Below are 18,661 nucleotides of genomic sequence, written 5' to 3'. Positions count from 1 at the left end.
TTATTTGATCAATTTGTTCATTGTCGTCATGAGCTCCGTGAGCACATCCTGATCGCCTTCCTGAATCCGTTGAACGACGCAGCTTTTCATGTGATGCTCAAGCAGCAGTTTTCCCACGCCGTTCAAAGCGGACTGCACGGAGGCAATTTGGTTCAAAACATCATCGCAGTACGTATCCTTTTCGATCAGTCCCTTGATTCCGCGAACCTGGCCTTCGATGCGGTTCAAGCGACTGACCAGGCTGTTTTTCACCTTATCCGAATGATGGCTTTTCCGCTCGGTATGGTCTCCGCAGCAAGCTTCTTCTTTTTGATCGGCGTTCTGATCCATCATTTCCGGTACCGTATTCATGCAACTCGCCTCCTTTTAACCTGATAATAGTATTATACTCGGGATCGTGCCGGATACAAAACGTTTCATGTCAAATATAAAGTCGGTATCGTTCGGAATGGGCTTAAATGGGCTGCGGCGATCTACGTTCCTGATTCGAGAAAAGGCTGATACATCATCAGAGCCCGGTTTTCCGTGATGAATTCGTCTTGCACAAGCTCGCCTTCGCGATTGAACACTTTGCGGTAAATGCTGTTATGCCGCTCGTAACCACCCCAAAGGTTCTGGGTGATCCGATGCTCTTTTTCATAGATTTCGTAGGTGTGAAGCGTCATTTGAGTCGTCCTCCACTCGCCCGTCAAATCCCCGTCTTCCATGCCAAGCACCAGCTGATAAGGTTCGGCCGTATTATTTTTGATTCGAAGATCCAAGTAGTTATAAGCGCACGTCGCCCCGCTTCCAAACGGCTGGGTCCGGTTTGCGTCCGGGAAAACGTCGTAGCTGTGGCGATGCCTTTCGGTCACTTCAAGCGGTGTATGCAGCGTGATCCAGTACAGCAAATTGGAAAGCTGGCACAATCCCCCGCCAACGCCCGGTTTGAATCCCCCGTAAAATAAAACCATGCCTTCGACGTACCCTTTTCGCCGGGTAGGTTTGCCGATCAATCTCCAATACGAAAAGGTTTCACCGGGCATGACCGTAATTCCATTGATACGCTGGATGGCGATTTTCAGATTGGTCACTTTGTTATGCTGAAGCCACATATCCACGTCTTTCAGCTGTCTGAGCATCGGTGTCCGATGAGCTGCAACGCGGAACGGCAACAGATCCCGTCTTTTGGTCTTGGCAAAATGCGCGGAGCCGAAGCACCATTCCAGGTACCTCCTCCCCCTATAATAGGCGGTTCCCAGCCGAATTCTCCATTTAGACCTGTGAATCGGTTTGTGAATAGATTCCATGCTTCTTGCCTCCCGGTCTTCTCCCTGATCTGGTTGATGGCGTTATCTCTCAAAGTAAAGTCATCTCGCACCTACCTTCATTATACAAATATTGGAGGTATCCTGCCCGGCAATTTAATCAATAGGCATTCATTTTAATCCTTAGTAGCCTCATACTGTTAATATGACAACCAATGCCATCCCCGTATCACTAGTCACTGTTATTTTATGGAGAGACCTGGAAAAATAAGAATCAAGACATATCGTGTATCGCCGCATTTCGAAATGGAATTCGGGAGGAAGCAAAAAATGTTAAAACGCTACTGACATACTGTTGTCAGCAGCGTTTTTTTATACTCGGAGTAAATAATCGTAAAGGAGTAGAAGATAAATGCGAAGTATTTTGATCCAAAATGATATGATACCGAATTGTATCATGAATTATATGAAGGAGGGGATCTCATGAATTTTGCTTCTTTACGCATCATTACCGACGACGTGGATCGTCTCGTCCAGTTTTACGAGAAAGTTATGGGTGTGTCGGCGGAACGCCCCGCGCCCGTCTTTGCCGAATTCGTTGTGCCGTCGTGCACCCTGGCGATCGGCCATTCCCAGACGGTGCAACTGTTTGGCGCCGGTTCCGCGGTAGCGGCCGACAATCACTCTGTCATCATCGAGTTCCACGTCCACGATGTCGATGCCGAATACGAGCGCTTGAAGCCGTTTGTCAACGAGTGGGTAAAGGAACCAACCACGATGCCGTGGGGGAACCGTGCTGCGCTGTTTCGCGATCCCGACGGCAACCTGATTAACCTCTTCACCCCGGTGACCGAGGAAGCGATCAAACGATTCAGCGGTAGGTCGTTGACGAACAGTTGAAGTGAGCGAGGCGAATGTCGTAGTTAGTATATTTACTGACCACTTCATAATTAAAGAGACCAGAGACCATAGCAACGAGCTATGGTCTCTTTATTTTATTTCTAATTCATCGACCTCGATTAGTAGCTTTTCTCCTCGTTGCAACTTCACGGAGTATTGAATAATTTTTTTTAGCAAGTTGTTCATTCCTTGGATCTCTTATCGTTCGTCTCCTTCTATAAAGCCAAGTGGTATACCGAACGGAGGTTGTGTGGCTTAAAGATGTCTACATGACGGGGGCTTCCTTCAGCGACAAGCCTAAATGTTATGGATATTGAGCTCTTAATCCCGGGATGGATCCTCACCCATGACGACGGCTGAATCCAATACACTGTCCTGCGGAACGCTCGTTAGATCCAGCTTTTGCTTCAACTGGTAGTTGATATTCCCATACCAGGCCTCAAAGGAGTCATCCAATTGCTCCTCTCGATTACGATCCTCGTTCACATCCGAATCAACTTCGAGCTTTTTTCCTAATACCCCGTAGTTGTCTTTAGAATCGATCATATTTTACTTCAGCTCCTTCTTATACGGATTGAATTAAAATCCCCCGTAAAACCAATTTTATACATGGCATTGCTTTTCCAGCTTCGGTGAATAAATTACTGGTAAATCGTCATTTTTACTGCCAAACCTGCTTTTGTTGTTACGTTATCCTGCCCGTAAGTTAAAGGCAGCCGACGAAACCCGGCTGCCTTTAAATGTCTTCATCGAGCTATCATTCTCCGTTAGCGTAATGAAATCACTTTATCATCAACAGTATTCTAATTTTCATTCTTTCCATTTTAATTCTGTTGTCCCGATGTCTTTTTCAGCGATCACAGGCCATTTTTTTGCGTCACCTAATTTTTCAATCCGTAACTGAAACGGTTTAAGCATTTCCTTCCAATCGTTTGCAGGCGGAGAATTTGAAGCTGCATGACTGAGATAATCAGCAACGATTTGCTTTAATTGTTCATTATTTATTTGACTCTGGTCGTATTCGATTCCAACCTTAAATATTTTCTCATTTTGGTCAGCAGCGAATCCGGATAATATAATGCCGGGATGTTTATCAATTTCTTTTATGCTGTTTGACAGTTTTTGACCAACCTCAGCAAATGTATCCTTGTTGCTATTTCCCTTGCATCCTGAGATGATTGTAACCGACAGGCACACAATCATAACCATGAATAGATATAAATATAAATTACGGCGTGACATTTTATCCTCCCCTTTCTGCACGGTTTAACTATTCAACTAACATTTTTCAGGTTCAGATCAATTTGCCTTTGCCGCGTTTAATTGCCTGTAAGCGTATTGAAGGTTGCCAATCGAGCTACCCCTTCTAATAACCTAACGCAAGAAAGCTGCAATATGTTACGTTGAATTAGGGTGATTTGATTCCGAGAGCAAAATTGAAGCGATATGAAAAAAATGTAAAATATGGTACGATACAATTGGGATTGAGCAACGATTGTCGAATCATTTGTACGAACATTTCTATTTAGAGGGGGTAGGGATGGATATAAAGATACGTGAAGGCCTCCGATCGGTTATCTACATATTCAAGGGCTTGCGGTTAAAAAGGAATTACAGAATAGTGGGATAGGTACAAAACTACTAAAACACACTGAAAACTATGCCAAAGAAATGGGAATATCAAGTATTATTTTATGTAGCGGATTTAAGCGAACCGACGCCCATGCTTTTTATGTGCATAATGGCTATGACAAAGTTTCATATTGCTTTGACAAGGTAATTAAACTTGACTAACTAATGAAACGAGCAGCCAATTTGCATTAAGCTAGCGGTAAACGTTAGTGTAATAAAAGAGTTCTATTTAAGAAACCACTCCCATTGGATCAGGAGTGGTTTTGTCTTTATATTCTAATGTATATCTTACGGTCAAAATGCACATTGTGCATAGATACATTGCGGTGAGCCGTATCAATTTTTGAACCATGAGTCCTTACATCATCGTTTAATCTAGATCCCTCGGATGGATATTTGGCGCCAGCACTACTATTAAGGAATCTCATAGTTGTCCATTCTGCCGGAGTAGTAGAGCCTTAATGGAACGGACTGGTGGTTTTTTCACATCTTTGCTTGCATAATACCCAAGATATCGATGTAACCAAGTCTGGCAAGATGGTGCTATATTTTGATACGATACCAATAAAAGGAATGTGATGTCGTGCAATTCAATGGCCGGATTGGAGAGTGTTTGCGATGAATGAAGAACAGATCGCGGCGGCGGAAGCGGCTATCGGGTATATGAAGGAGCATTTGGAGGAAGATGTTACGTCCGAACGGCTCGCGGCCATTGTCGGATACAGCCCCTTCCATTTTTCCAGGATATTTAAACAAGCGACCGGGATTTCCCCGCGCCATTACTTGTCGGCCCTGCGGATGGAAGCCGGAAAATCGGCCCTGCTGCGGGATCCTTCCTTGCTTATGAAAATTTTGCTGTCGATCGGATTCCGTAGTCCGGGTTCTTTTCACACGCGCTTCAAGCAAAACGTCGGGATGTCTCCCCGCAAGTTTCGCGCTTTTGCCCAGCCCTTGTCCAGTTACGTCAGGCAATATGAACTGCAGGAGCCGATAGCTGAAAAAGGAAAATCGGGCGATCCTTCTTCTACGCAGCAAATCCGCTGCCGCATCGAAGCGCCGCCTTCTTTTCGCGGCATCGTTTTCGTCGGTTTCTTTCCAAGCCCCATTCCGGACCAGAGGCCCGTGGCCGGAACAGCGATGAACCGCAACCGGAACTGCACTTTCACCGACGTCCCGCCCGGAGTGTATCATGCTTTGGCGGCAGGCATTCCTTGGAGCCTTAATCCGAAAGATTATTTCATACTGAACCATGCGTTGCGCGGAAAATATCCTCACCCGATCCAAGTTACGGAGAACAGCAGCCTGCAACTTACGATTTCGCTTCGGGAGCCGCTTGCGGTCGATCCGCCGATCGTCGTAAATTTGCCCCTGCTTCTGTTCGAGAAAAAAGAAAGAAACAAAGCAAAGTAGAAGACTTTTCTACATACGCTTCCCGCTATAATTTCTGCATAAAAAAATTTAAATCGGGGGCTTAGAACATGGGACTAGCGACCATTAGGCAGGAATTACATATCGAAGCATCAAAGGAGATCGTATGGAAGGCATGGACCGATCCGTCCTGGGTTGAGGTTTGGTTTGCCCCTTCAGCCTTTATCGAACCTTTCGAGGGGGGCAGGTACGAGCTCTATTTTGACCCGGCAAACAAGGAACGAATGAGCACCAAGGAATGCAAAATTTTAACCCTTGAGGAACCCCGCAAGCTTGTTTTCGAATGGAAAGGACCGGACCCGTTTGCAAACATCATGAACATGCCCGGAGCTTTGACGGCGGTCGAGGTTCTGCTGGAACCCGCGGCCCGGGATTCCACCTTGGTCAAGCTGTGCCACTCCGGATGGGGAGAAGAGCCTGAATGGCAGCAGGCAAAAGCATGGCACGTCGAGGCGTGGAAACAGGTGCTGGGCAGCTTAAAAACCGCCGTCGAGTCCGGTCAAGGCGATTTATGCTGTATTTAGGCGGCAGATATTCTTTCTTCAAATGACAAAGAACCCTGAAGCATCTTCAGGGTTCTTTGCCGCAAACGGGAGACGGAACCAAGATGGAATTCACGCCCTCCGCTTCAATTCAAAAGGAAGAAGCCATATCATTTCCGCCCCAGGGTCCGATCGATTCACGGCCGCTTTAAAACGAGGAACGTCCAGAATATGCACGGCGTATCTTAAAAAAATCCGCTTTTCCGCGTCTCCTCCTTCATATTCCGTCAGGAGTTCCCCGTCCAGGTTTATTTTTTTCCTTACCTCAATCCTGACCTCATCCGGGCGCGAAACCGCCACCCATACCGTTCTGCGCATGCCCCATAACATGAAAGCCGATGTTTCATAGGCTGCTATGCAGGCAAGCGCCGAATACAAGGTCCTCTCCCAGCCCATGGCCGTGCCGGCCAAAACCAAAACGGCTGCATGGCACAACACAAGCGCGTGTTTCGGACTCAGCTTGGAAGACATAATGATCCGCGGCCGAATCTGGTCGCCAGGTTCCAAACCGAGCGAATCCAAGAGTCCCCCCGATTTGACCGCGAGCCCGGCTCCGATTCCGAGGCAGAACCCGCCCGCCAGCGCCGCAATGACCGGTTCCCCGCTAACCGCCGGCAGAGGCGCAAACAGAAGGGCGGAGCCCGAAAAGGCAAGCAATCCCGGAAGCACGCTACGAAACGCCGTTTTGCGCCCCAGAAACGAATACAAAAGCAGCAGCGGAAGGTTGAACAACAGCAGCAATAAGCCGAATTGTTTTTCCGTATGAAAAGAAACGAGTGCCGAAATACCCGTCATGCCGCCGGCGATCAGCTCGTGGGGATGCAGGAACAGTTCCAGGCCGGCCGAAGCGACAACGCCGCCGACGACGGATTGCAAAGCCGTTTTCCCGCCGAAACGGGCTTGAACGATACCCTTCGAACGCATCGTCTTCCCTCCTTTAAATATGGAAGCGTCACGACTAGATGTCACCGGGGCCGGTTAAAGCGATTCTTCCTTCGGAACCCGCCTGTCTTTGAATTTGAACCAACGGTTTAAAAACGCGAAAACTTGCGGGGATTGTTTGCTCAAAATCGGACCGAGTATCGCCAAAATCAAGACGTAAATCGCCGAAAACGGCTGCAAAATATCCATCAGCCCTCCATCCTTCCCCAAATTGGCCAGAATGATGGAAAACTCCCCTCTCGACAAAATGGTCAGTCCGATGTTCGCGGAGGCTTTCGGGGACAGATCCGCCGTTCGTCCGGCGAGCATCCCTGCGCTGAAATTCCCTGCAAACGTAATGACGACGGCCGCCAGCGCGAGCCAAATTGCGTTTCCTCCAAGCGACATCGGGTCGATGGATAGTCCGAAGCTGAAGAAAAAGACGGCTCCGAAAAAATCCCGGAACGGCATGATCAAATGCTCGATCCGTTTGGCATGCTCCGTTTCTGCAAGCACCAAACCGACCAGCAGCGCCCCGATCGCTTCCGCGACGTGGATCGTCTCGGAAAATCCGGCAATCAGGAACAACGCCCCGAAAATGACCAGGCCAAACAATTCGTTCGACCGGATTCGTAGCCACCTGTTCAGGAGCGGGACCGCTTTTCTTCCCAGAATAATAATCGCCAGCATAAATCCGAGCGATATAAGCGCGGACAACAGCACGCCCCCGAGCGAGTTGGAATCGCTTAAAACGAAACCCGAAAGGATAGAGATATACACGGCAAGGAAAATGTCTTCAAACATGGTGATGCCAAGGATCATTTCCGTTTCCGGATTGGCCGTTCTTTTCAAATCAACCAATACTTTCGCCACGATGGCGCTGGACGAAATCGTCGTGATCCCCGCGATGACAAGCGCCTCCGCCACAGGAAAACCGCCTAAAAATCCAAGCAGCAGTCCCAGCGTAAAATTGATGCCGATGTAAATCGAACCGCCGACCACGATCGATTTTCCCGATTTGACCAATCGTCCGACGGAAAATTCGAGCCCCAAGTAAAACAGCAGGAACAAAACGCCGATCCTTCCCATAAAGTCGATAAACGGCGCGCTGTCGATAAACCGGAAATCAAAATGCCACAGCTCCGTCGCATGGGGACCTACGGCCATGCCGATCAATATATAAAACGGAATGACGGAGAAGCGCAGCTTCGCCGAAATCAGTCCGCCAAGTGCGATAAGTCCGAGCGCCAAGCCGATTTCAAAGATCAAATGCTCCATCGAATCACCCGCTTCCGTTCATAAGAATTTGTTTGAACCGTTTCTGCTGCTCCCTTTCCCCGACCGCCACGACCGTGGCATCCGCCCTGAGCATCGCGTCGGGACCGGGATTGACCTGGTTTCCTTTGTTCTTGTCGATGAGCGCGATAACCGATGCGCCGGAATTTTGCCGGATATGAAGCTCGCCGATCGTTTTTCCGATGCATCCGAAGTGGGGTTCGATTCTGTACCATTCGATCGTAAGGTCGTCAAAAGCCATTTCCACGCTTTCCAGCTGCTTCGGCTTGTAGACCATCCCTCCGACCAGCGCGGCAAACTGCCGGGCTTCCTGGTCCTCAAGCGTCGCCATCAGCCTGCTTTGATCGTAATCCTCCTGCGAAAAATGGTACAGCTCGCGCCTTCCGTCATCATGGATCACGATCACAATCCGGTCGCCGCTGGCCGTGTCCATCTGATATTTCATCCCGATTCCCGGCAAAATAGATTCACGAATTTCCATCATAAAATGGCCTCCTGAACATTCGATATTTAATTTGAGAAATTATTCACATAATCTAAAACTGAGCAAAAAGTCTTGGATGCGTTCTTTTTTTGCGCCGAAAACCGTTGCCCGGTTACAGCCAAAAGAAACGCGCAAAACGTACATCATAAACGAATTGACGGCATGCGGAAATAAACCGTTCCAAGGAAGGCATTTTAAGCCACGTAACTCGAGGTAAATTTGACGGGTAATAGCAGAAGGTATCTTTTGCGGATTAATATGATCGGACTAAAAGGCAGACGGGGTTTAGGAAAACGCAGCAGCAACAGCAGCGGAATCACGAAAAGGACCGGCAGCGCCGATGCAAGCAGGATCAATCTTTGCAACAAGGAAGGATTTTTGCGGACGGCAGGTTTGGTTTGCGGATCGATTCGGCCATGAACCGTCTCGGTTTCGCCGTTATATGTCGGGGATGCTTCCTCTTCAAAGGAAACGGGAAAGGTGAACATCTGAATGCAGCCAAGCAGAACGATCAACAGCATACGAAGTTTTTTTCCGAGTGCCTGCATCCAATCCCTCCCTCTTGTGAAAATTTCATATATATCGATTTTACCATAAAATCTGACGCGGTTTCAAACAACCGGAACAAAAAAGCGCAACAATTTTCAGGCGGCTTGTCCGGACGGAGACGGCAAAAAACCAATGCCCCCGAACACAAGGTCATTGGTTTGCCGAATGGTTTGTTCATATTCAATTAAATCGTGACGCTATTCTGTTCGTGGAATTCCTGTCCGTCCCGAACCTCCTGCACATAACCCGCACGGATCACGAAATCGCCAAAATGCTCGCCGGGTTCCCGTTCCTCCGCGTAACGGGCCAGGATCGGGCGGAGCGAATCGAGGATTTCCTTTTCCCCGATGTTTTCCTTGTACAGCTTGTTTAACCGGTCGCCGGCAAATCCGCCTCCCAAATACATGTTGTATTTGCCGGGCGCTTTGCCGATAAACGCCAGTTCGGCCAAAGCCGGACGGGCGCATCCATTCGGGCAGCCGGTCATGCGGATGACGATCTCTTCTTCCCCAAGTCCCGTCTCCGAAAGGATCTCCTCGATTTTGCCAAGCAGCGTCGGCAGATAACGCTCGGATTCGGCCATGGCCAGCCCGCATGTCGGAAGGGCTACGCATGCCATGGAATTGCGGCGCAGCGCCGAAAAACGGACGCCGTCCATCAAGCGGTACTGCTCGATCAAGGCTTCGATTTTTTTCTTGCTTTGCGTTTTGACGTTTGCAATGATCAGATTTTGGTTCGGCGTAATCCGAAAATCGCCGCTATGCACCTTGGCGATTTCGCGAAGGCCCGTCATCAGCGGGTAGTCCTCCTCGTCTTTAACGCGCCCGTTTTGAATGAACAGCGTGAAATGCCAGCTGCCGCCGCTTCCTTTCACCCAGCCGTAACGGTCGCCGTTGCTGTCGAAGCGGAACGGTCTGGCCTCCTCCAGCTTCCAGCCAAGGCGTGAAGTCAGTTCGTCCGTAAACCAGCCGATACCCCGGTCATCGATCGTATACTTGAACCGGGCATGCTTCCGGACGGAACGGTCGCCGTAATCGCGTTGGATCGTGACCGTTTTTTCGGCCACCTCGATGACCTGCTCCGGCGTGCAGAAGCCGATGACTTTGGAAATTTGCGGGTAGGTTTTCGGATCGCCATGCGTCATCCCCATGCCGCCGCCGACGGCAACGTTAAAACCTGCCAGGCGACCGTTCTCCACGATGGCGATCAGGCCGAGGTCCTGCGAAAAGACGTCCACGTCATTGGACGGCGGAACGGCGATGCCGATTTTGAATTTCCGCGGCAAATACACGCGCCCGTAAATCGGCTCCTGTTCTTCCTCGCTCTGGCTGGACACGACCTTTTCCCCGTCGAGCCAGATTTCGTGATAGGCCGTCGTTTTCGGGTCGAGGTGGCGGCTGATGCGGCAAGCCCACTCATATACCTCGGCATGAAGGTCCGACTGGTGCGGGTTCGGATTGCACATAACGTTGCGGTTGACGTCGCCGCAGGCGGCCAGCGTCGTGAGCAGCGTTTCGTTGACGTCGCGGATCGTGTTTTTTAAATTCCATTTTAATATCCCGTGAAACTGGATCGATTGCCGCGTCGTTAGACGAATCGACCCGCTGGCATACTGCTGGGCGATCCGGTCCAAAACGAGCCATTGCTCCGGCGTGACCACGCCGCCCGATGCCCGCACCCGCAGCATGAACTGGTATGCAGGTTCGAGCTTTTGCTTCTGGCGTTCGTTGCGCAAATCCCGGTCATCCTGCATATAGCTGCCATGATGCTTCATCAGGCGGTTATCGTCCTCGGGAATCGATCCGGTGATCGGATCCTTTAACGTTTCGGTCAGGCTGCCCCGCAAATAGTTGCTGCGGCGTTTAATATCTTCCACGTCGCTGTGCGGGGCGCTGTTCTTCGACAACAGATTGTTTTCAGACATGTATCTCGCATCTCCTCTCGTCTAGAACGCTCGCTTGCAGGAGCCAATACGGCTCCCTTTTAATAAACGTCCCGCTGATAACGCTTCTCCTGCTGCATCCGAAGCAAATAATCCGCCGCTTCTTCCGCGCTCAGGCCGCCTTCCTGCTCCAGAATGGCCGCCAAGGTGGCGTGGACGTCATGTGCCATTTTCTTTTCGTCGCCGCACACGTATACGTATGCCCCTTCTTGAAGCCATTCGTAAAGCTCCTTGCTTTTTTCGAGCATGCGGTGCTGCACATATACTTTTTGATCGGTGTCCCTCGAAAAAGCAACGTCCATCCGGGTAAGCACGCCGTCCTTCAGCCAGCGCTGCCACTCGATTTGGTAAAGGAAGTCCGTTGCGAAATGCTGATCGCCGTAAAAGAGCCAGGATTTCCCCTCGCTCCCGGTTTCCTCGCGCTCGCTCAAAAACGCGCGGAACGGGGCTACGCCCGTGCCGGGTCCGATCATAATGACAGGCGCGTCCGGATTCGCCGGCAGCTTGAAATTCGGGTTATGTTGAATGTACACCGGCAACGTATCACCGGGCTGAAGCCTGTCGGCAAGCTGCGTCGAGCACACGCCGTACCGGTTGCGCCCATGCGCCTCGTATTGAACGGCCCGAACCGTGATATGCACCTCGTCCGGCGTTGCCTTCGGGCTGCTGGAGATGGAATACAGCCGCGCCGGCAGCTTGCGCAAAACGCTCGTGAAGCTAGCGGCAGGAATGCCCTTCAGCTGAAAATCCTGCACGAGATCAAGCAGATCCCTTTCTTCAATATATTCTTTCAGCTTTTGCTCCTGTCCCGGTTCTACAAGTTCCTTCAGCCCCGGACTGGCAGCGATCTCTGCAAATTGTTTGATCAGCGGTTTTGTCAGCACCGTAATTTCGTAGTGGCGCAGAAGCGCTTTCCGCAATGCCAGCAAATCCCCTTGTTTGTTGATCGTGATCGATTCCTCCGGGTTCCAGTCCATGGCAGCGATGAGGTCATCAACCAGCTGAGGATGGTTTTCCGGATAAATGCCGAGGCTGTCGCCCGGTTCATATTGAAGCCCGGATCCTTCCAGCGAAATTTCCATATGCCGGGTTTCGCGGTCTGATCCGCGTCCGTTGAGATTAAGGTTCTCCAGAATTTCGGCATGGAACGGATTCGTTCTCGAGAATTCCGATTCGGTTTCGTTTGAGGCCGTCCCTCCGATGGATGAAACTGCCGCAGCGGCCTGGGCGTTTCCTTCGCCCAATTTGCGCGTGACGTCTTCGATCCACTCGGCTGCCGGTTCGTCGAAGTCCACGTCGCAGTCGACGCGCGGGACGATTCTGGTCGCGCCAAGCTCTTCCAGGCGTTGATCGAAATCTTTCCCCGTCTGGCAAAAAAATTCATACGACGTGTCGCCGAGCGCAAGCACGGAAAACGAGACGCCGTCCAGTTTCGGAGCGCGCTTGCCAAGCAAAAATTCATGGAAGGAAATCGCGTTGTCCGGCGGCTCTCCTTCACCGTGCGTGCTGACCACGATCAGAAGGTTTTGAACCTTTTTCAGGTTCGCCGGCTTGAAATCGCTCATGGATGAGAGCGTGACAACGGCTCCCTGTTCGGTCAGCTTTTTGGATAACTTTTTCGCTAGTCCGCTGCAATTGCCTGTCTGCGAACCAAAAAGGATGGTCACTTCCCTGGCGGTAGACGACACCGCTGCAGCAGGCGTCCCCGCCTGCGGCTGTGCCGCCGTCGCGATGCCTCCCGTGCTCTGCAGCGCCGTCAAATAACCGCTCAGCCAGCTGGCCTGCGCTCCGGTAAGCGTCGGCAGCAGCCGGTTCAATAGATCTGTCTGCTCCTGATTAAAAGGACTGTTTGATACTTGAAGCTCCAACCCTATCCCACCTCGCGTCATTATGCTGAATAATTCCGAGTAAGTCTATCCACTTAATATCATACTTCCTTGAATCTATCACAGCCCGCGCATGAGGTCAACGAAGAATTTTCTGTTTTTTCCCAAAAATGACGGGATCATGACCCGGCCATTTTGTGACCTGATCCCAAACAAAAAAGACAGCCGCAAGATCGGCTGCCAGGTTGTCGCGAACATTCCATTTCCTAAGAAACGGCTTCTTTTGTTGTACAAATGCAAAGAGAATGCCCTTTTAGCCATTTTCATAGCTATTTGAACACCCTCTTTGGCGCTAATGGCGGGAGATAGCCGCTCCTTAAGCGGTTATAGCGGTATGCGGCGGGTTGTGCACGCTAGTGCCGATGACGACAACCTGTTTTCCCTTGAACTATCCAACGACTTCCGGGATTAACTTGCCTTTCACTAGTCTGCGGGTAGTGATGGACGCATTGTCCTTCGTGGCGATATAGATTGCCCAAAGAGGGTGCCCGGCAGCCATGATACGGCGTTTGGGACACCCTCCTCCAAGCATATGACAGTCCAATGATCGGCTGTCTTCTTATTTCCCGTGAATTAACGAATGACCGAACAGGCGATCCGCGCCCCGGAATTACCGGACGGGTCGGTGACGTAATCATCCGCTTTTTCGTGGATCATGAGCGACGTGCCGCCGGATTTCAAAAGCGAGTTCGGCGCGTCCTTTTTCAGCGTCACCGTTTTGCTCTCCAGGTCGGCAACCACGCTTCCGTCTTCCTTGACATGGATGTTAAGCAGGTCGCCGGCGTGGAATCCTTTCGGATTTTTGAAGCCATGCTGTTTGCCTTGCGGATTGAAATGCGCTCCCGCACTCATGAAGTCCGGCGGATCGCATTTGCCGGTTTCATGGAAGTGGATTCCATGCTCGCCCGGGGGCAAATTTTTTGCTTCGATATGAATGTGAACCGCATCCGCTTTTTGCGTGATCACCGCCGTGCCTACTTCTGCCCCTTTGGAATCGATGATTTTTGTGTTGACTTGCATTTCTTCCGATTTCGCCCATGCGGACGGGCTCATCGGCGCAGCCCCGAATACGAGTGCGCTAAGTACGCTCAGGCAGATCGCTTGTTTTTTCATTGTGCCTATTCTTCCTCCTGTAGATGTGTTTCGGTACCTTTTCACAGGTTGTCCTTTTTACAGGAAAAAGATAACACCGAACCGGCAAAAAATGGCGGCGAACGTTTCCGGGATCACAGCCCCGCATTTTCTGTTTGAGCGGGTTTTGTCTCAGGGAGAATGCGGAACAACACGATATACAACACGACGCTTGCCAGCGTACAGAAAAAGATGAATCCGAATACTCCAAGCGGCGGCAGCCAGGTCGAAAGGAAGATGGTTACCGGAGCGATAAACCGGCCCAAGGAATATTGGAGGTTGGAAGCCCCCATGTACTGACCTCTGGCGTTCGCCGGCGCGTATTTGCTGACGAAGCTTTCCGTGACGGGAGAACGGGAAACCTCGCCGATCGTCATGACCGTAATGAAAACGAGAAGCAGCCATACGTTTGTCGTAAAGCCCATGAGAAACATCCCGAGTCCAAACAGCGCCGAGGACAAAATAAACACGTTCCGGTCGTTCCAATGCTCGAACAGTTTCGTAACCGGGAGCGCGCAGAGCACGAAGAGCAACCCGTTAAGCCCGATCATCCATCCGAAAATCCCCGTGCTGTTCAAGGAAAACGACCAGTTCCCGAAGGAAAGCAGCGGCTGCGCCGGCACGTATTCCTTGACGTAAACCGCGAGATACATATCCAGCTGCATAAAGGCGATGGTCACCATAATTCCCGCAATGATATAAACGGCGAAGGGCGGATCCTTGAAAATAAGGCCGTAATTGCGGAACTGCCGTATGATCAGCGACCCCATGCTTCCCTTCTCCTGAGCGGGGCCCGCCGAGGCCGGCAGCGTTTCGCGGATTTTCCAATAGATCGCCAAAAAGTACAAAAACGTAACGAGCGTGCAGGTCCACAACAATTCCGTCCGGTAGTTGATGAAAAAAATCGAACCCAGCGCCGGTCCGAAAACCGCCCCGAGATTACGGCCGGTCACGAACGTCGCAAACACCATTCTCCGGTCCTTCTCCGGCGTAACGTCCGCGACCATCGCCGAACTTGCCGGCGTGAAAATCGAACTTCCGACGCCTACCCCGATATACGCTATATAATCGAGCCAGCGGGAGGGAGACAAGGCAAAAATGGCGAACATCACGGATTGAAGGATCGAACCCAAAAGCATCGCGGGGCGCCGGCCCAGCCGATCGGCCAAAAAACCACCGAACAGCCCGGCGAACAGCCCGACGAGCGGCGGCACCATCATAAGCATGCTCGCGACGGATTTGCCGAAAGCTCCGCTGAAATAAAGCGTCATGAAAGGGAAATACATCCAAAACAGCATATTGAACAGGGAATCCCCGATCAGCCTGATCTTCAGGTTGAGGTCCCATTTGAACCAAAGCATCGAAATTGTCCTCCTGAATCAACGAATTGGAGTGAGATGTTGGGAAAAAAGGAAGGAGTTTAAATATACCACAAATTCTCAGGATGACAAGAAAATTTCGCGAAAATCCGAACGGGCGCAAAAAAACAGTCCGCCAAGCCTGAGACGGTCAGGCTGCGGACTGCAGCTTCGGACACCGGAAATTATCCGATATCCGGAATATGGATTTCGACTTCCCTTTTCGTTTCCGAGGAACGCAAAATTCCGTCCAAAATCGCCTGATTGCGCAAAATTTGCTCGCCCGGAATCGGAGCCGGCCCTCCTTCGCGGAGCGCGCGGACGAAGTCCTTGATTTTTTCTTCGAAAACGCTTAGTTTATGATCGATCAGCGGGATGATGCTTTCCGTATGATGGCCCTGGATATCGTGGAAAATGGAAACCGCGCCGACGTTGCCGTCCCAAACGCCTCCCCATGGTCCCTTGCTGCCGGGGAGCACTTTCATGCCCGCGTCGGTGCCGAGGAACATCGTCGCCCCGAGCGTGTCCATATGCATCGCCCAGGACGTTTTGAAGTTCAGCACAAGATCGTTTTCGAAGCGGACGATCGCGACGCCGAAGTCCTCCACGTCGAAACGGGCCGCTTCCGGATGATATTTCGGGTTTGTGCCGAAATAATTCGAAGTGTATGCCGAAACCGTCAACGGCTTAGGATACCCCAGCGTATTCAAAGCCAGATCCAGCGAATAGCACCCGATGTCGGCCATCGCCCCCGCTCCGGCGATATCTTGGCGGATAAACGTTCCTCCAGGCATGCCGCGGCGGCGTCCTCCGCCGGTTTCTACATAATATACTTTGCCAAGCTGGCCTTTTTGCACCAGATCCTTGATCAGGCTCATATTCGGGTCATAACGCGGCTGAAAACCGATGTTCAGCATTTTGCCGGTCTGCTTCGAGACTTGCACCATTTCGACGGCCTGCTCGAGCGTCACCGACATCGGCTTTTCCAGCATGACATGTTTGCCGGCGCGCAGCGAATCGATCGTCGTCTGATAATGCGCCACGTTCGGCGTGCAGATGCTGACTCCGTCAAGCTCCATCTCCAGCATTTGCCGGTGGTCGTCAAAACCTTTGGCCTGCTGCAAATCCCAGCGTTTGATAAATTCATCCGCCCGTCCCGGCAAAATGTCGGACACGCCGACGATTTCCACATCCTCGATGCGTTTATAAGCGCGGACATGCTCGCCGGCAATGCCGCCGCTTCCGATAATCCCTATCCGAAAAATCTTTCCCACGAAAGCCATCCTCCTATAATTTTGCGTGTGAGACCCGATATTCCGTCGGTGTCATTCCGAACCTTTTTTTGAACACGGTATGCAAATAGCTGCCGCTTGAAAAACCCTCGAGGCCGGCAATGACGTCGATCGGTTCTTTCGTTTCCGCCAGCCTGCGGCATACGGCCTTCAAACGGATGTCCTCCAAAATTTCGCTGAACGAACGCCCGTCGCCGAGGTCCTTAATAATCCGCTGCAGCTGCCTGCTGCTGACATGCAGCTTGTCGGCCACGTCTTCCAAAACGATCTCTCCCGCCGAATTGGCTTCGATATACTCCATGGCGAGCTGGAAGCGGTAAGCCTTCATATCCCTTGCGGGCAGCAGCGCCTCCATCGGTTCCGTTTCATAGGCTCTGGCCGCCCGCAGCAAAATTTGTATGACGCTGTGTTTAATGGTGGTGTAAAGCCCGGCATATTTCATGTGCGCAGCCTGATAGGCTTCCAGAAAATAAGGCATCGCCCGATGGACGTCCATCACGGGTTTCAGCGGCAATGCTTTCAATTTTTCCATGCAGTCCTGGGCTTCGGCAATTTCCCAAGGGTCGGCGGCATGGCGGATCCGTCTGCCCTGACCTTTTTCTTTTTCGGCAAGGTTGACGATATCGACGTGAAGGCAGAGCTCATCCATCGCCTCGTCGGCATCGGCCTCCTGGTAATGCATCACGCCCGGACCGGTCAAATAAAACATGCCTTCCCGCAGGTGGAACGGCTCCTGTTCCAGGATCACCATTCCTTTGCCGCGCGGGATAAAATGAAACTCGTATTCGGCGTGCTTATGAAAGGATACCATTTTCCCTGCGGGAAACGTAATGAGGTGAAAACGCAACACGCGAATCTCATAGTTTCCCCAGTATACTTTCAGGTCAAGCCGCTCCAGAGCGTCCGGTCGCTCCGTCATCATGTCGTACGGAAAGTTGTTCATCATGCAGTACAATCCTTGATTCCATCTGTATTATTTCGGCACCTGGAAATCAAGCCTGGAGATCGGAAATACGGATGCCGCGATGCTCGCGCGCCGATTGATTCGCCGCTTCCATCAGCTTCGTCAGTTCAATGGCGTACATCAAGTTTTCATCGGCTGTCGTATCGTTTTGGATATGGGAAACCCACTGCTGGAACGCGCTTTCACGCGCCCCCGGCACCGGAAGCTCCACCCAGCCGTTTTGGTACTCTTCCTTCCGGGTGGTGCGGATCAGCAGCTTTTCGTCCGGCGTTCCGTACAGCAGCGTGCCGTCCGTGCCGTGGATTTCGATGCAGAACGGCGAGAAGCTGTTCACGAAGCCCGCTTCCACGATCCCGATCGCGCCCGATGGCGTGGAGAGCGACGCAACGGCATTGTCTTCGACTTCTTTGCCCGTAACGTAGCCGTATTCCGCTTTAACTTCAACCGGCTCCTGCTGCAGGAACAGGCGGGTTAAATACATCGGATGGCAACCCAGGTCAATGAGCGCTCCGCCGAAGGTATCTTCCGGCTTATAAAAATGGTCCGGCAACCAGCCTGCAGTAGCCCCGTTGTGGGACAAGCGAACGCGTACCAAAGTTATTTTTCCGAGCAGCTCCTGATCGAGTATGTCGCGGATCGCGAGCGTATACCCGTCGTTCAATCTTGGCAGCGACACGGTCAGCTTCACGTTATGGCGCTTAACCGCCTCCAAAATCTCGTTTGCTTCATGGAGCGTCGGCGCCAGCACTTTCTCCGTAAAAATATGCTTGCCCGCGGCTGCCGCCTTCAGCATCACCTCGCGGTGCATCCGCGTCGGAGCGTCCACGATCACGCCTTCGATATCGTCTCGTGACAGCATTTCATCAAGCGATTCGTAAAACGCCACGCCTTGCTTGTCTGCGGCTTCCCGGCCGCGCTGCGGATTTTCATCCCATACCGCAACGATTTCCGTATCCGGATGTTCCCCGGCTTGTTTCGTATAATCCCATGCATGTACGTGCCAATAGCTAATTTTACCTATTTTAATCATGTTAAGCCACCCCAATGTTTAATTTAAGGACATCTTGCCATTAATCTATCACAGGAAAT

Annotated in this window: 19 protein-coding genes; 4 read left to right on the top strand and 15 right to left on the bottom strand. The window is 51.3% G+C overall.

Annotation, left to right across the window (positions count from 1 at the left end):
• Positions 1-330, bottom strand: coding sequence for a metal-sensitive transcriptional regulator (locus GQY55_RS04055; RefSeq protein WP_160038578.1), 330 nt, complete (start codon positions 328-330; stop codon positions 1-3).
• A gap of 143 nt (positions 331-473) precedes the next feature.
• Positions 474-1,289 carry a VanW family protein gene (locus tag GQY55_RS04050; RefSeq protein WP_160038317.1) on the bottom strand — a complete coding sequence of 272 codons (816 nt, stop codon included), beginning with the start codon at positions 1,287-1,289 and terminating at the stop codon, positions 474-476.
• Between the two features lie 441 nt (positions 1,290-1,730).
• Here GQY55_RS04050 and GQY55_RS04045 point away from each other — a divergent pair, with 441 nt between their 5' ends.
• Entirely contained in the window at positions 1,731-2,147 is a 417-nt protein-coding gene (locus GQY55_RS04045) for a VOC family protein (protein WP_160038316.1), read from the top strand.
• A 321-nt stretch (positions 2,148-2,468) separates the two neighbouring features.
• Here GQY55_RS04045 and GQY55_RS04040 read toward each other — a convergent pair whose 3' ends face one another.
• Positions 2,469-2,693: a hypothetical protein gene (locus tag GQY55_RS04040; RefSeq protein WP_160038314.1), complete on the bottom strand. Its 225-nt coding sequence runs from the start codon at positions 2,691-2,693 to the stop codon at positions 2,469-2,471.
• A 264-nt stretch (positions 2,694-2,957) separates the two neighbouring features.
• Entirely contained in the window at positions 2,958-3,389 is a 432-nt protein-coding gene (locus GQY55_RS04035; RefSeq protein WP_160038312.1) for a hypothetical protein, read from the bottom strand.
• Positions 3,390-3,716: 327 nt separating this feature from the next.
• Between GQY55_RS04035 and GQY55_RS04030 the strand changes: the two genes are divergently transcribed.
• The 3 genes from GQY55_RS04030 (at position 3,717) to GQY55_RS04020 (ending at position 5,731) form a co-directional block, all read left to right on the top strand.
• Positions 3,717-3,941: a GNAT family N-acetyltransferase gene (locus GQY55_RS04030; protein ID WP_328803723.1), complete on the top strand. Its 225-nt coding sequence runs from the start codon at positions 3,717-3,719 to the stop codon at positions 3,939-3,941.
• 456 nt (positions 3,942-4,397) lie between these two features.
• Positions 4,398-5,189, top strand: coding sequence for a helix-turn-helix transcriptional regulator (locus GQY55_RS04025; RefSeq protein WP_160038310.1), 792 nt, complete (start codon positions 4,398-4,400; stop codon positions 5,187-5,189).
• A gap of 68 nt (positions 5,190-5,257) precedes the next feature.
• Positions 5,258-5,731, top strand: a complete 474-nt coding sequence (locus tag GQY55_RS04020; RefSeq protein WP_160038308.1) for an SRPBCC family protein — start codon at positions 5,258-5,260, stop codon at positions 5,729-5,731.
• Between the two features lie 90 nt (positions 5,732-5,821).
• Here GQY55_RS04020 and GQY55_RS04015 read toward each other — a convergent pair whose 3' ends face one another.
• From GQY55_RS04015 to GQY55_RS03965, 11 genes are all read right to left on the bottom strand, one after another.
• The gene (locus tag GQY55_RS04015) at positions 5,822-6,673 is read right to left on the bottom strand and encodes a YitT family protein (RefSeq protein WP_160038306.1); all 852 of its coding nucleotides are present in this window, start codon (positions 6,671-6,673) and stop codon (positions 5,822-5,824) included.
• A gap of 54 nt (positions 6,674-6,727) precedes the next feature.
• Entirely contained in the window at positions 6,728-7,948 is a 1,221-nt protein-coding gene (locus GQY55_RS04010) for a cation:proton antiporter (protein ID WP_160038304.1), read from the bottom strand.
• A 4-nt stretch (positions 7,949-7,952) separates the two neighbouring features.
• On the bottom strand, positions 7,953-8,447 hold the full coding sequence (locus tag GQY55_RS04005; RefSeq protein WP_160038567.1) for a cation:proton antiporter regulatory subunit: 495 nt from the start codon (positions 8,445-8,447) through the stop codon (positions 7,953-7,955).
• A 197-nt stretch (positions 8,448-8,644) separates the two neighbouring features.
• Entirely contained in the window at positions 8,645-8,998 is a 354-nt protein-coding gene (locus GQY55_RS04000) for a hypothetical protein (protein WP_160038302.1), read from the bottom strand.
• A 185-nt stretch (positions 8,999-9,183) separates the two neighbouring features.
• The gene (cysI, locus tag GQY55_RS03995; RefSeq protein ID WP_160038300.1) at positions 9,184-10,923 is read right to left on the bottom strand and encodes an assimilatory sulfite reductase (NADPH) hemoprotein subunit; all 1,740 of its coding nucleotides are present in this window, start codon (positions 10,921-10,923) and stop codon (positions 9,184-9,186) included.
• Positions 10,924-10,982: 59 nt separating this feature from the next.
• Positions 10,983-12,809, bottom strand: a complete 1,827-nt coding sequence (locus GQY55_RS03990) for an assimilatory sulfite reductase (NADPH) flavoprotein subunit (RefSeq protein WP_160038298.1) — start codon at positions 12,807-12,809, stop codon at positions 10,983-10,985.
• Positions 12,810-13,400: 591 nt separating this feature from the next.
• Positions 13,401-13,940: a superoxide dismutase family protein gene (locus GQY55_RS03985; protein ID WP_160038296.1), complete on the bottom strand. Its 540-nt coding sequence runs from the start codon at positions 13,938-13,940 to the stop codon at positions 13,401-13,403.
• Positions 13,941-14,053: 113 nt separating this feature from the next.
• Positions 14,054-15,319: an MDR family MFS transporter gene (locus tag GQY55_RS03980; RefSeq protein ID WP_160038294.1), complete on the bottom strand. Its 1,266-nt coding sequence runs from the start codon at positions 15,317-15,319 to the stop codon at positions 14,054-14,056.
• 182 nt (positions 15,320-15,501) lie between these two features.
• A complete protein-coding gene (locus tag GQY55_RS03975; RefSeq protein ID WP_160038292.1) occupies positions 15,502-16,590 on the bottom strand; it encodes a Gfo/Idh/MocA family protein in 1,089 nt (362 codons plus the stop codon).
• Between the two features lie 13 nt (positions 16,591-16,603).
• Entirely contained in the window at positions 16,604-17,554 is a 951-nt protein-coding gene (locus tag GQY55_RS03970; protein ID WP_160038290.1) for a helix-turn-helix transcriptional regulator, read from the bottom strand.
• A 46-nt stretch (positions 17,555-17,600) separates the two neighbouring features.
• The gene (locus GQY55_RS03965) at positions 17,601-18,602 is read right to left on the bottom strand and encodes a Gfo/Idh/MocA family protein (RefSeq protein ID WP_160038288.1); all 1,002 of its coding nucleotides are present in this window, start codon (positions 18,600-18,602) and stop codon (positions 17,601-17,603) included.
• Positions 18,603-18,661: the final 59 nt, after the last annotated feature.

It is taken from the genome of Paenibacillus sp. USDA918EY, from assembly GCF_009870825.1.
In the GTDB taxonomy this organism is placed as follows: Bacteria; Bacillota; Bacilli; order Paenibacillales; family Paenibacillaceae; genus Paenibacillus_AQ; species Paenibacillus_AQ albilobatus.
This window is presented reverse-complemented; position numbering and strand designations above follow the sequence as displayed.